Raw genomic sequence first — 13,357 nt, 5'->3', positions numbered from 1 at the left:
TCAGCTACCGCTCTCGATCTTCTTCTTGAGCGCCTCGAGCCCAGCCTTGTATAGCCCGCTCACCGCCTTCACCGCGGCCTCATCGCTCAGCTCCGGCGGCGGATCATTGTTGGGATAGCCACGATAGAACGCGCCGGCCCATTCCAGCTTCGCGTTGCCATCAGGCGCGGGCGACACCGTCAAGGTCGAGGAATAATTGGTCACTGGCAGCACCTTCACGTCGACCTTGGTGATCCGGTACGAATAGCTCTGCATCTCGGGCTCGTATTTGTAGAGCTCCTCCTCGACCGTCGGTCCGCCCGTCAGGGTCAGCGTCCGCGTCGCGCCGATCTCGTTGCCCTTCTGGCCCTCGGTCTTGGTGACGGGCGGGAGCCAGCTCATGTCCTGGAAATTGCCGATCGCAGCCCAGACCTTGGCCGGCGGCGCGCTGATCTCGATCGATTCCCGCACCTTCTGCCGGGTCGGCCCATGGGCCCAGACCGGCTCAAAAGCCGCCGTCAGAGCCATCCCCACCACCGCCAGCGCCGCCACCCCGGCGATCGCCGTTCCCATCGTCATCCTCATACCGTTTCCTCATTCATCAATCTGCGCGACTTGAGGCGCGCTGAGGTCATCGTAGCGCATATTTGGACCATGGGGAGACCTGTTCGTGGCACGGCTGTGGCAAGGGGCGGTGCCCGTATCCAAACCATCCCTTGCGTTGCCCGACGGGCAAAACACACGAGGCCAGGGTCAATGCGTCCAGATCGCTTTACTCGAATTCGGAATTGTCGCATGTTTCGCCTACCCCAACCCGGGCCGAGGGGCGGATCGCGATCGTCACGAACGCGGGATGGGATGTGGTGGACGCGGGCAGCACCGCGCGCAGGTGGTTTGCAGGGCGGGTCACTCCGTGAGCGAACGCCACGCGCACACGACGGGTGCAGCCTGCGTACGGCAAGATCGTGTGGTCCTGGCGCCCGGGGTCTGTGCGCCAAGTGTTGCGGTGATGCATGCGGCCCGACCGGGCGCGCAACATCAGCCATCCGCAAGGCGACGGGGGCAATAGTGCATCGCTCCCCGGGGAGATCACGACATAAGCCGTAAAACCACTGCGCAGGGAAGGCCGGGATGTCCAGGCTGCCCTGTATGCCGCTGTGCATTTGTTTCCAGCGCATTTGCGCACAGCGGACCGCGGGTGCCAGCCGGCGCCCGGCCTTCCCTGCGCCCTCGGCATCTTCGAGGGCGACGACCAGCGCAAAGCTCGGGCAGATGTGCCGCGAGAACGGGAAACCGTGTGTGCGATTTAGATTCGAACAGATGAATTCCGCTGTCGTGCCCCGGACGCAGCGCAGCGCCTCTTCGGCGTGCGCTGCAGAGCCGGGGCCCATGCAGCAGCGCACCGCGCGGCCTCCGGGGTCCCGGCTCTGCGCCGCAACGCTCACGCGTTGCAGCTTGTCCGGGACACGAGAGTAGGTGCGCTGTTGCCTTCCACTCCGTCATTACGAGCGCCGCGAAGCAATCCAGTCTGCCACCGTGGAAAGACTCTGGATTGCCTTCGCTTCGCTCGCAATGACGATGGCGAGAGCGAGTGTGGCGATTGCCGTCAATTATTCCCCCAGCGTCGCCTCCACGAACCCGCGCGGGTCGTCGCAGAATTCACGCATCACCCGGTAATGATCGGTCTGCTCCACGGTCACCGGCTCAAGTCCATATTTCCCGAGCCGCAGCAGTTGTGCATTCGGATAGGCCATCAGCAGAGGCGCATGGGTTGCCATGATCACCTGGCAATTGCCGGAGAGATCCATGCGATGCAGGAGCTTGAGGAAGTCCATTTGCCGCGCCGGCGACAGCGCCGATTCCGGCTCGTCGAAGATGTAGATGCCCTGCTTCTGGCAGCGCTCCTCGAAGAAGACCAGAAAGCCCTCGCCATGGGAAAAGGAGAGATAGTCCGGCGCCTCCTGAACGCTTGCACCAAACACGCCCTCCATGGCTTGCGCGGCGCTCACGGCCGAGCGGTCGAGATAGCGCGCAACCGAAAAGAATGTCTCCGCCCGGAAGAACCAGCCGTCGGTCACCTTCGGGACCCACGCGGCCCGCAAGGCAGACGACAGTTCCTCGCCGGTGATTTCGATGCCGCCGCCGTCGATCTCCTGAAAGCCCTTGCGGCCGCCGGTGCTGGCAAAGCCGGCCATTCCCGCGATGCCTTCGAGGATGGTCGACTTCCCGGTTCCGTTCTCGCCGACGATGATCGTGACCGCGGACTCGAAGCTGTGATCGAACTCATCCCTGAAGACGGGAAGGCAGAACGGATAAGCCTCCCAGTCCTCGACCCGCGAGCGATCGAGCCATACGCGCCTGAGATAGGGCGCACGCAGTGTGGTCTGTCGCCGTCGTGTCCGGCTCATGCTCCTGCCCCGCTCCGTCCCCGCCGAAATCTTCATAGGAACATATCAGGAACACAAACTGCATGAAAGTGGCATCTGCGGAAGGTCGCAAGCCCCGGTCGTGCCTTTGTCCAAGGATTAGCCCATGGGCTCCAGCACCAACTCCATGGTCATCAGCACGGGATTGTCGCCGCGGATCAGGCGACCCTCGGCGAGGCCGCCGGTGTAGTCGATCAGGGCGACGTCGAGTGCGGCTTCGAGCGCGCCGGACGGACCGGCCTCGATCGCGCCGCACGTTATTGCCAGCTCAGTGGCAAACGGCTCGGTCACGCCGCCATGGGTGAAGCGCGCTCCGATGGTCGAGCCGACGCCGCCATGAATCTTGGCGCTGGCAATGCCGTGCGCGCGACAGAATGCTTCGAGGCAACCCGCAAAGTCCTGGTTCGGCCGCAACCGCATCGCAAACGCGCGGCCCGTGGCCTGCGCACCGGCGCTCGCAGCCGCCACAGGCCCGAACAGCTTGAAATTCGTCTCCGGATCAGGCTCGGCCGTGAACATCGCACCATCGAGACCGAAGGCTTCCACCTCGAACGGTTCAGCGACAACAGTCTCGTCCGGCAGCATGTGGCCGCCGCCGGCGCGGCCATCGGCCTCGGTCCAGAGCCCATGGCAATGAAAGAACGGCGCGCCGTCGCGCATGCCCAGCGTCATGCTGCCGAGCTTCGTGCGCGTCACGCCCTTGGGCCGGAACGTATCGCTGTAGAACGCAGCGTTCTCGCCAGTCTTCGACAGCGCCGGCATCACGTAGGCGAACGGCCCAAGCGCGCCGGTGCCAAAATTGAGCACGCCGCCGGCAAAACCCTCCGCGGCAAAACCGCGGCGCGCGGCTTCCAGCAAGGGCAGACCGGCTTCAAGCGTGAACGCGAAGGCGCGTCCCCTCGCCTCCACCCATTGGATGCGTTCTGCGCTAGGTGCGCCCGGCTGCTTGATGCTGCGCATGACGCCCGCTCAGCCTGCCTTCGTCTTGTCGAGATCGAGCAGGCCTCGCGCCTCGAGCTCATCACGCACCATGCGCTTCGGCACCTTGCCGTAGCCGGATTTCGGCAGCGCCTCCCAGAAGAAGAAGCGCTTCGGCATCTTGTAGCGCGGCACCTTCGGCGCGAGGAACGCCGCCATCTCCGCTTCACTCACCGGCTTCGCGCCCTCGCGCGCGACGCAGACGGCAACGCCGACCTCACCCCAGGTCGCATCGGGCACGCCGAGCACGGCAACCTCGCCGACGGCCGGATGCGTCAAGATCTTCTCCTCGATCTCGCGCGGATAGATGTTGGAGCCGCCGGAGATGTACATGTCGGAGGCCCGTCCCGTGATGTAGACAAAGCCCTCCTCGTCCATGTGACCGAGATCGCCGGTGCGGAACCAGCCGTTGCGGAACGCCTTCGTATTGGCTTCAGGGTTGTCGTAGTAGCCGGCGAACACCGCGGGGCCGATCACGCAGATCTCACCGCTCTGGTTGGCCGCAAGCTCGCGGCCTTCGTCGTCCTGAATCGAGACCTGCATGCCGGTGCGCTCGAAGCCGCAGGTGCCGATCCTCGCATGCGGGCCGTCCTCGGGATCGTGCAGCGCGGCCGGCAGCACGGTGATGTTGCCGGTGACCTCGCCAAGGCCAAAATACTGCACGATCACCTTGCCGAGCTTCTTCAGCGCCGCCTTCTGGTCCTCGCGATACATCGGCGCGCCGGCATAGATGACGTGGCGCAGCGAGGAATGATCGCATTTGTCGGCGGCGGGATGCTCGACCATCATCTTCAAAATGGTCGGCACCGTGAAGAGATTGCTGACGCGATGCGCCTCGATCAGGCGGAACGCTTCGTTGATGTCGAACTTTTCGGTCGGCAGCAGCACGGTGCGTGCACCGCGCGCGGTTTGCATCAGCTGATGCACGCCGGCACCGTGCGACAGCGGCGCGACCACCAGCGAGGCATCCTGCTCCGTCGTGCCGGGCGTCAGATCGGCGAGATGATTGGTGACGACGAATCCCATCTGGCCGTGGGTCAGCACGGCCGCCTTGGAGCGGCCGGTGGTGCCGGAGGTGAAGAAGAACCAGCAGGGATCGTCGTGCTCGACGGCGACGTTCTCCACGGCAGCGCCGGCTTGCGAGGCGATCGCGTCGGCCACCGAGCGCTCGCCGAACGAAGCCTTGCCGTCGATGCTCCAAGTGAATTCCAGCGCGCCGCCGCTCACGGCCGCAGCGTGCTCGGGAAACTCGATATGGCACAGAAACGCTTTCGCACCGGAGGCCTGCGCGAGATAGCTCACCTCATCCGGCATCAGGCGGAAATTGGTGGGGACCCAGACCGCGCCGAGCCGGAACGCGGCGAACATCGAAAAGAACATCTCGTCGCCATTCTTGGAATGGACGAGGATGCGGTCGCCCTTCGCAATGCCGCGCGCGGCGAGCGCCGCCGCCAGCGCCGAGACCTGCGCATCGATCTCGCGCCAGGTCCAGGACTTGTCACCCCAGACAAAGCCAGCTCGCGATCCATGCCGCCGCGCATTCTGGGTCAGCATGTAAGCGAGATTCATGACGCGGCGGGACATGCGCAGGGGCTGCATCGGGTTTCCTCTTCGACGGCGGACGGCACGTTAGCTGCCCGCTCATTGCAGCCCATTTATCGCCATCGCCAGTGCCCTCGCAAGGCCGCCGGATGCACGGCTCCCCGTAGGGCTGCACGGCGCGCGGCGGAGGCGAAGAGAGCGAGCAGGATCAGCTGGCGCATACGCTCGCCGGCGCGGGTGCAATAGTTCAGGGAATTTTAAACATGATCGGAGCAACCTCGCTCAGTTCTTGCGTTCAGAGTGTCACATCATGGTCAAAGCGCCCGCCGTCCTCCTGCTTACGCTGGCGCTTGCCGGATGTGCCGTGGCCCCGCAAGCGCATCTGGCCTCAGATCCCGCCTTCAAGCCCGCGCGCTATGCCTGGGATGGCGCCGGCGAAGATCCCAACCGGCCGTACGCAGCGTCCGGACCTGCGCGCACCGCAGCCCGATCCGAGCACGACCGATCGCACGGCGGACTTCAGCCCTCTTCGAAGGAATGGTGGCAGGCGCAGGACGGCACCGACGCCGAGCAGGACGCCAGGGTCAATCGCTCCCTGGTCATCTGTCAGGGTTGCCTCGGCCCGCAGCCGCAGCCCGAAGATTCCAGGCTCGCTAAAGCAGCCGATTGAACCGAACTGCCCTCGTGGATCGAGCGGCGTCCGGACGACTCAGATCTCGTCACGAGCTAAGGACACAGGCCCGCCACCCGCGGCCGGCGGGCCTGCCGATATCTGCTGCCTATTGTCCGTGCCTGAGCATGTCCTGGTCATTCAGATCCCAGTCCTGCCACAGCTGCAGTATGCCGAGCAGCACCACCACCGCACCGAGGCTCGTGTGGTAGATGCGGAGAAAGCCTTCACCGGAATAGCCGATCACGTAAGGCGAGGCGATGAGCCAAAGTCCGACCAGGATCGTCGTCACCTCTTGCCAGCGCTGCAAGGCAACATATTCGAGCTGGCTGATGCCAAACACGACCAGACCGACCGCGACGGCATTCAGGATCATCGTTTCGTGTCCGGTGACCGGCTGATCCTGGATGGGAAACCACGGCGAAGCCACGATCAGCGCGCCGAGCAGCATCCCGCACCAGTCTTCCCATGTTCGATGAGTACCCAAGAAACCAAAATCCGACATCGTACCCTCCTACAAGAGGCATACGTCTGCGGCTGGCAATCATGACACTCCGAATGTCTAGCGACCCTGCCGGCCGCATTCGGGCGTATGTCCTCTCAAGGACGTGGGAACCGCCGTGGGGCTTGCAAGGGCAATACCGAGGATTATTTGCACTCGCTGCATCATGCTCGCAGAGCGAGACTTCCATACTGCACTGCGGCCGCAAGGACGCGCGTTTGCAGATATCTCCCCTGCGGCAATCTCCCTTGGTCTCACCTTGGCAAGGGCGGGGTCAGCCTCCTAGATCAGGACGCAATCTGCACTTCGGAAGGATCCCGCATGGCGGCTTCGGTACGCGACAACAAGGACAGGAGCCGCTTCGAGCTCGATGTCGGCGGCGACATCGCCTTCGCCAATTACCGGCTGACGCCGTCGGCCGTGATCATCACGCACACCGAAACGCCGCGCGCTCTGCGCGGCCGCGGCATCGGGTCCGAACTGGTCAAGGGCGCGCTGGACTTGATCCGCCGCGACGGCAAGAAGGTGATCGCCGGCTGTGGCTTCGTCGTCGACTATCTCGACAGGCATCCGGAAAGTGCGGATCTCCTCGCCTGAACGCAAAAGGGCCCGCGAGATCGCGGGCCCTTGCGGTACGACCGAGCGATCGGTCAGTGCTTGATCTCCGGCGGCAGCTTGCCGCCATTGGCGGCGAGCTTGGACATCACCTGCTTGTGCAGCCAGACGTTCATGCTCGCCGAGTCGTTCATATCGCCGGTGTAGCCCAACTCCTTGGCGAGATCTTTGCGCGCAGCAAGGCTGGAATCGATGTCGAGCGCCTTCATGAGATCGACGATGGAGGTGCGCCATTCCAGCTTCTCGCCCTTGTGCGCAGCCACCGCCTTGTCGACGATCGCGGCGACGTCGACGGCTGCCATGGGCGCGGCAGCCGGCTCCGATGTGCCCGGCGCGGCCCCTGCGGGCGCGCTGCCGCCAGGCGCGACAGCAGCCGGATGGCTGCCGAAGATCGCGCTCATGATTTTCCCGAAAATGCTCATGTCTGCTCCCCGAAAAGGATCCGTTGGAAGGGCCTTGAGTGGCACTATAGACGATGTTCGTGCGTTGCGCCCGCGAAGTTCTGCGAACCAGCACGCAGCATCAGCTTATCTGCGGCGAAATGACGACCGAATGACATCGGCGAGGTTTGCACTGCGTCATCGAAATTCACCCAGGCGTGAGGGACAGGACTCGGAATTGGGAGTACGCTTGCGGTTCAGCTCGCGATGCCATCCGGAATTCGCGTCTGGTCGGAATCGCGATCGTTCAAAGAAGGCGGCCGCTTGCACCGTTGCCGGCGTAAGATCGGCCCTTGGCAAGGGAGCTAGCGACCATGGCCATACTCTACCAGGGCAATGTCCCCAGCACGGCCCGGACCGCGGAAGCGGCCGGACCGGTGATCCGAACCATCCAACTGTCCGACCTGCACGACGCGCTGAAGCGCGGCTGGGAGGACTTCAAGGCCGTTCCGAGCCACGCCATCATCCTTTGCGTGATCTATCCGGTGCTCGGCCTCGTGCTCGCCCGCGTGGTGATGGGCTATTCGGTGCTGCCGCTGCTGTTTCCGCTGGCCGCCGGCTTCGCGTTGATCGGGCCCTTCGCCGCGCTCGGTCTTTACGAGCTCTCGAGCCGGCGCGAACGCCATGAAGAGGCCACCGCCTGGGACGCCATGGAGGTGCTCCGCTCGCCCTCCTTCGGTGCGATGCTCGGCCTCGGCACGCTGCTGCTCGCTCTGTTCGTGACCTGGGTCGCTACCGCACAGGCGATCTATGTTGCGGCGTTCGGCTATGAGGGCGTGACCGGTATCTCGGATTTCATCACGCGCGTGCTGACGACGCAGCAGGGCTGGTGGCTGATCGTGGTCGGCTGCGGCACCGGCTTCCTGTTCGCGCTCGCCGCGCTCTGCATCAGCGCCGTGTCGTTCCCCTTGATGCTGGACCGTCATGCCGGTGCATTCGAGGCGATGGTCACCTCGCTGCGCGTCGTCGCGAAGAACCCGGCACCGATGGCGGCCTGGGGCTTGATCGTGGCGGTGCTGCTGGCGCTCGGCACGATGCCGGCGTTCCTCGGCCTCGCCGTGGTGATCCCCCTGCTTGGCCATGCCACCTGGCACCTCTACCGCAAGGTGATCGTGTCCGATCCAGGCGCACGTCCAGTGCCGCCTCCGCCGCATCGTCCGCGCAAGCCGGCCGCCGACTTCCCCGCCAACCTCTTCCCCTGGAGGAACAACACGGACGCCTGACGATATCGTGACGTGCGATCCTGCCCGGCTCGGGCAGGGTCGCGCTGTCACAGCCTTGCTTTGGCCGCGGTTACAACCGAGATTGCGCGCGCCGGTCAGATCACTTCACGGAATTCATTTCATCTGATGACCCCGACGATTTCTCGTCTCGCTCTTGCAGCCTTCGCCCTCTCCGCGTCCATCCTGTCAACCCAGCCAGCGCTCGCCGCCGTTGCTTGCGGCTCGGGCAATTTCGACGCCTGGCTTACGGACTTCAAAACCGACGCCGCGGCCAAGGGCATCTCGCAACAGGCCATTGCATCGGGGCTCGCCGGTGTGACGCTCGATCAGAGCGTGCTCAACCGCGACCGTTCGCAGAAGGTCTTCACCCAGACCTTTGAGGAGTTTTCCGGCCGCATGGTGCCGCCGCGCCTGCAGCGCGGCTCCAACATGATGAAGCAATACGGCTCGGTGCTGTCGCGCATCGAGCAGGCCTACGGTGTCCCCGGCGAGGTCTTGGTCGCGATCTGGGGGCTCGAGACCGATTTCGGCGTCAACACCGGCAAGTTCGCCACCATCCGCTCGCTGGCGACGTTGGCCTATGATTGCCGGCGCGCCGAGCAGTTTCGCGGCGAGCTGATGGATGCCTTGCGCATCGTCCAGCGCGGCGATCTCGCACCCGCCGACATGAAGGGCGCCTGGGCCGGCGAGCTCGGCCAGACCCAGTTCATGCCGTCGTCCTGGATGAAGTACGCGGTCGATTTCGACGGCAACGGCAAGCGCGATCTCCTGCACAACGCGCCCGATGTGCTCGCCTCCACCGCCAATTATCTCGCCGGCTATGGCTGGCAGCGCGGCAAGGATTGGCAGCCGGGCAGTCCGAACTTCGCGGTGCTCCAGCAGTGGAACAAGAGCGAGGTCTATTCCAAGACCGTTGCCTATTTCGCCACCCAGCTCGCCCGCGCGCCTTAAATCCTCGTTTTGCCATTCAGCCGATTTCCGAAGCGAATCGGCAGTCTTTTTGATGAACATATATTCATTTTTACGCTCCCTTCAGCGCATGCGATTCGCGCATGCCTAACTTGGGTTCAGACGCTGGAAGAATTCCTTGCGGGTGCGGAAACTTCCATCATGTATTAAACTGCATGATCCCCAATAACCCCGTGAATTCACGGACATTTATGGCACAAAACTGCTTGTCCCGCCCGCGGCTTGAGCGGGACTGCCCTCGGGTTAATCATCGGTTATCAGAGCTATGCATTCTTCGCCTAGCTGCATCGCAACATCGGAACTTTCGCACTGCACCACTCTCACCTATATTCATTTCAACGATGAGGCCCGGGCAAGGGCTGAATCGAACTACAGGAGACTACTAATGCTGCTCTCGCTCATCCGCATGATCCAGGCCTTCCGGGACTATCAGCGCAATGTTGCCGAGCTGTCCCAGCTCAGCGATCGCGAACTGGCCGATATCGGCCTCGATCGCTCGGACATCCCGCGCGTTGCCGCCGGCCAGTATCAGGGCTGATATCGTTCAGCCCTTCACCGGACGAACCGATAGCGCCCGCCTCGTGCGGGCGTTGTCGCATCTGGTGGCAGAAAACTCGATCTCGGCGATTCCACTGGGCGCCGAAAAGCGCTACCTGTCCGCCCCATGACAGGATCCCAATCCAACATCGTGCACGTGATTGGCGCCGGCCTTGCCGGTTCCGAAGCCGCCTGGCAGGTGGCCAAATCCGGCGTGGCCGTGGTGTTGCACGAGATGCGGCCGACCCGCATGACCGAGGCGCACCGCACCGACGGGCTCGCCGAACTCGTCTGCTCCAATTCGTTCCGCTCGGACGACGCCGCCAACAACGCCGTCGGCCTGCTGCATGCGGAGATGCGCCAGCTCGACTCGCTGATCATGCGCGCGGCCGATGCCAACCAGGTACCCGCCGGCGGCGCCCTGGCCGTCGACCGCGAGGGCTTCTCCGCGGCCGTCACCAAGGCGCTGAACGACCATCCCCTGATCGAGATCGCCCGCGGCGAGGTCGCAGGCCTGCCGCCGGCCGACTGGAGCAACGTCATCGTCGCGACCGGCCCCCTCACCTCTGCGCCGCTGGCTGATGCCATCCGCGAGCTGACGGACGAAAACGCGCTCGCCTTCTTCGACGCGATCGCGCCGATCGTGCACCGCGAGTCCATCGACATGTCGGTGGCCTGGTTCCAGTCGCGCTACGACAAGGTCGGTCCTGGCGGCAACGGCGCCGACTACATCAACTGCCCAATGACCAAGGAGCAGTATGACGGCTTCGTCGCGGCACTGATCGCCGGCGAGAAGACCGAGTTCAAGGAGTGGGAGACCAACACGCCCTATTTCGACGGCTGCCTGCCGATCGAGGTCATGGCGGAACGCGGCCCCGAGACGTTGCGCCACGGTCCGATGAAGCCGGTCGGCCTCACCAATCCGAACGATCCGACCACAAAGCCTTACGCGATCGTGCAGCTGCGCCAGGACAACAAGCTCGGCACGCTCTACAACATCGTCGGCTTCCAGACGAAGCTGAAATACGGCGAGCAGCAGCGCATCTTCCGCACCATTCCGGGATTGGAGAAGGCCGAATTCGCCCGCCTCGGCGGCCTGCATCGCAACACCTTCCTTAACTCGCCAAAGCTGCTCGATGGCCAGTTGCGCCTGCGCGCGCAGCCGCGGTTGCGCTTTGCCGGTCAGATGACGGGCTGCGAGGGCTATGTGGAATCCGCCAGCGTCGGCCTGATCGCCGGCCTCTATGCGGCAGCAGATGCACGCGGCGCGACACTGGCGAGCCCGCCTGGCACTACGGCGCTGGGATCGCTGCTCGGTCACATCACCGGCGGCCATATCGAAACCATCGAGCCCGGCACGCGCTCGTTCCAGCCGATGAACATCAATTTCGGCCTATTCCCGCCGCTCGCGATCGTGCCGACCAAGAAGGCCGACGGCACGCGGCTGCGCGGCAACGAGAAGACGGTGGCCAAGAAGCAGGCGATGAGCGCACGCGCGCTCGCCGATCTCGATCGCTGGATCGCCGATCACCTGCGCATTGCCGCCGCAGCGTGAGTTTTCGATGAGCCTCCCACAAGACGACGCCGCGGCACTCTCGGCGCGCTGGACCGAGGGCGTGCTGCTCAAGCGCGACGTGTTCTCGACCGTCGAGCGCGGCCGTTTCCGCAGCGAGAACGTCGAGGTCGACGCGGTGCTGCGCCGGCTCGACGAGGTGCCGTGGTGGTCGTACCTGCTGGCACGCCATCTGTTCGCCCGCGAGAAGCGCGCGCTAGAGCTTGCCAAAGGCCTTAACGTCGGTCCGGAGCTGCTGTGGGGCGGACGCCGCGCGCTGGTGCGCGGCTTCGTTGACGGCGTCGCGCTGCATCTGGCCAAGCCGCATGGCGACCTCGCCTATTTCCGCTCGGCCAAAGCCGCGCTGCGGCGGCTTCGCCGCGCCGGCATCTGCCACAACGATCTCGCCAAGGAGCAGAACTGGCTGGTTGGTCGCAACGGCCGCGCCTATGTGACCGACTTCCAGCTCGCGGCCTGCTTTGCGCGGCGCGGCCGGCTCTATCGCATCCTTGCCTATGAAGACCTCCGACATCTGCTCAAGCATAAGCGCTCTTACGCACCCGACGCACTGACACCGCGCGAGCGAAAAATCCTCGCGAAAAAATCGTTTGCCGCGAGCCTATGGCTTGTCACCGGCAAGAAGGTCTATCGCGCCATCACCCGCGGCCTGTTCAACTTCACCGACCGCGAGGGTGGTGGCCGCCGGCTCGTCAACGACGCGCCGGTGCTGGCGGAACTGATCCGCAAGAACCCGGCCGTGCGCGACACCGCCATCGTCGCCTTTGCCGACCGCCGCTCCGGCGTCGGGCTCTATGCCTTCGTCGAAGCCGACCAGGCCTCGCTCGAAGGCGAGCTCCGCAACGAGCTTGCGGCCGCCAAGGGCCCGAAGCCGCCGGAACACATCCAGGTTGTTCACGCCCTGCCCCGCGACACCAGTGGCAAAGCGCGCACCGAGATCCTGCAACTGGTCGCCATGAATCAGCTCGACCTGATCGAGCCGATGATGAAGAACGATCAGGACCGCGCCTTCCTCAAAGACATCCTCGAGCAGCGCAAGAACCTGCGCGACCGCTTCAATTTCGAGGCGGATCTGCCAGCGAGCTAGGGCCTGGCGCGCCTTGAAGCGTCCACATTGGCGATAGAGAAGCGTCGGATCATTCGGGCTTGGCGGGTTATGGGCATTCGGGGGACGGTGATGCATCGTGTGGTTGGCGGCCTGATCGCCGGCTTATTTTTGGCCATCACACCCGCAATGGCCGAGTCCCCCGCCGACCTGATCTCGAGCTTCCGCCTCAAGCACGGCGAAGTCCGCGTCGTCCGCGATTCAACCCTTGACCGCATCGCCACGGACCAGGCCCGCGCGATGGCGGCCAAGGACGATCTCAGCCACGACGCACTCGGCCCGTTCAACCGCCGTGTGGCGCCAGCCGGCGCGGGCCGCGCCGCCGAGAACATCGCCTACGGCTACGACAATTTCGAGAAGACCCTGGGGCAGTGGATCGACTCCTCCGGGCACCGCAAGAACCTGCTGCTGCACAACGCCTCCCGCGTCGGCATCGCGAGCGCCAAGAATGCCAGCGGCAAGCGCATCTATTGGGCGATGGTGATCGCCGGCGACTACGAGCCGAAGGGCAAGAGAAAGAAGGACAAGGAGCCTCTGGTTGTCGTGAAGCGCGAGGCCGCGCCCGCGAGCCCGCCCAAATCCAGCGGCTGCTACATCAAGCTGCTCAGCCTCTGCATCTGAGGCGAGATCGGCTCTCGCCTTGCCGTCCCGATCGTAGGCATTCCAGTACGTCTGCTCTGGCAATCGCGACGGAGACTTGGAGAGCCCGTCGGCGCACGTAAGCCGCGGCGCGGCGATCGCCTCCATCTGCTTTACATCCATCTTCGAGTGCACGCTCGTCACCGCCAGACCCGCCGGCGG

The 13,357-nt window shown here is 64.4% G+C and carries 14 protein-coding genes; 8 read left to right on the top strand and 6 right to left on the bottom strand.

All coding sequences use genetic code 11. The annotated features are described in order from the left end of the window. From CWO91_RS04835 to CWO91_RS04815, 4 genes are all read right to left on the bottom strand, one after another. A complete protein-coding gene (locus CWO91_RS04835; RefSeq protein ID WP_130212461.1) occupies positions 1–564 on the bottom strand; it encodes an SRPBCC family protein in 564 nt (187 codons plus the stop codon). 1,025 nt (positions 565–1,589) lie between these two features. Beyond that, complete coding sequence (locus CWO91_RS04825) at positions 1,590–2,387, bottom strand: AAA family ATPase (RefSeq protein ID WP_091885450.1); 798 nt, start codon at positions 2,385–2,387, stop codon at positions 1,590–1,592. A gap of 117 nt (positions 2,388–2,504) precedes the next feature. Beyond that, a complete protein-coding gene (locus CWO91_RS04820; RefSeq protein ID WP_130212460.1) occupies positions 2,505–3,365 on the bottom strand; it encodes a PCC domain-containing protein in 861 nt (286 codons plus the stop codon). A gap of 9 nt (positions 3,366–3,374) precedes the next feature. Continuing rightward, entirely contained in the window at positions 3,375–4,982 is a 1,608-nt protein-coding gene (locus tag CWO91_RS04815) for an acyl-CoA synthetase (RefSeq protein ID WP_130212459.1), read from the bottom strand. A gap of 253 nt (positions 4,983–5,235) precedes the next feature. Here CWO91_RS04815 and CWO91_RS04810 point away from each other — a divergent pair, with 253 nt between their 5' ends. After that, entirely contained in the window at positions 5,236–5,595 is a 360-nt protein-coding gene (locus tag CWO91_RS04810) for a hypothetical protein (RefSeq protein ID WP_130212458.1), read from the top strand. Between the two features lie 109 nt (positions 5,596–5,704). Here the strand turns inward: CWO91_RS04810 and CWO91_RS04805 are convergent, their stop codons facing one another. Then, positions 5,705–6,100 (bottom strand): SPW repeat protein, encoded by a 396-nt coding sequence (locus CWO91_RS04805; RefSeq protein ID WP_091885462.1) that lies wholly within the window; start codon positions 6,098–6,100, stop codon positions 5,705–5,707. Between the two features lie 318 nt (positions 6,101–6,418). On the opposite strand from CWO91_RS04805, the gene CWO91_RS04800 reads away from it, so the two are divergent. Next, on the top strand, positions 6,419–6,694 hold the full coding sequence (locus tag CWO91_RS04800; protein ID WP_130212457.1) for a GNAT family N-acetyltransferase: 276 nt from the start codon (positions 6,419–6,421) through the stop codon (positions 6,692–6,694). A 53-nt stretch (positions 6,695–6,747) separates the two neighbouring features. Here CWO91_RS04800 and CWO91_RS04795 read toward each other — a convergent pair whose 3' ends face one another. After that, positions 6,748–7,134, bottom strand: a complete 387-nt coding sequence (locus CWO91_RS04795) for a DUF3597 domain-containing protein (RefSeq protein ID WP_165405227.1) — start codon at positions 7,132–7,134, stop codon at positions 6,748–6,750. Between the two features lie 332 nt (positions 7,135–7,466). Between CWO91_RS04795 and CWO91_RS04790 the strand changes: the two genes are divergently transcribed. From CWO91_RS04790 to CWO91_RS04765, 6 genes are all read left to right on the top strand, one after another. Continuing rightward, the gene (locus CWO91_RS04790) at positions 7,467–8,375 is read left to right on the top strand and encodes a DUF2189 domain-containing protein (RefSeq protein ID WP_165405226.1); all 909 of its coding nucleotides are present in this window, start codon (positions 7,467–7,469) and stop codon (positions 8,373–8,375) included. A gap of 126 nt (positions 8,376–8,501) precedes the next feature. Further along, on the top strand, positions 8,502–9,326 hold the full coding sequence (locus tag CWO91_RS04785; protein WP_130212454.1) for a lytic murein transglycosylase: 825 nt from the start codon (positions 8,502–8,504) through the stop codon (positions 9,324–9,326). A 403-nt stretch (positions 9,327–9,729) separates the two neighbouring features. Continuing rightward, the gene (locus CWO91_RS04780) at positions 9,730–9,882 is read left to right on the top strand and encodes a DUF1127 domain-containing protein (RefSeq protein WP_007590701.1); all 153 of its coding nucleotides are present in this window, start codon (positions 9,730–9,732) and stop codon (positions 9,880–9,882) included. Positions 9,883–10,008: 126 nt separating this feature from the next. Continuing rightward, positions 10,009–11,436, top strand: a complete 1,428-nt coding sequence (trmFO, locus tag CWO91_RS04775; RefSeq protein ID WP_130212453.1) for a methylenetetrahydrofolate--tRNA-(uracil(54)-C(5))-methyltransferase (FADH(2)-oxidizing) TrmFO — start codon at positions 10,009–10,011, stop codon at positions 11,434–11,436. Positions 11,437–11,443: 7 nt separating this feature from the next. Further along, the gene (locus CWO91_RS04770) at positions 11,444–12,538 is read left to right on the top strand and encodes an AMP-binding enzyme (RefSeq protein WP_165405225.1); all 1,095 of its coding nucleotides are present in this window, start codon (positions 11,444–11,446) and stop codon (positions 12,536–12,538) included. Between the two features lie 90 nt (positions 12,539–12,628). After that, complete coding sequence (locus CWO91_RS04765) at positions 12,629–13,177, top strand: CAP domain-containing protein (protein WP_165405224.1); 549 nt, start codon at positions 12,629–12,631, stop codon at positions 13,175–13,177. The last annotated feature ends 180 nt before the right edge of the window (positions 13,178–13,357 follow it).

It is taken from the genome of Bradyrhizobium genosp. SA-3, assembly GCF_004212635.1.
In the GTDB taxonomy this organism is placed as follows: domain Bacteria; phylum Pseudomonadota; class Alphaproteobacteria; order Rhizobiales; family Xanthobacteraceae; genus Bradyrhizobium.
Note: the sequence above shows the minus strand (reverse complement) of the source record. Positions and strands in the feature narration are given on the sequence as shown.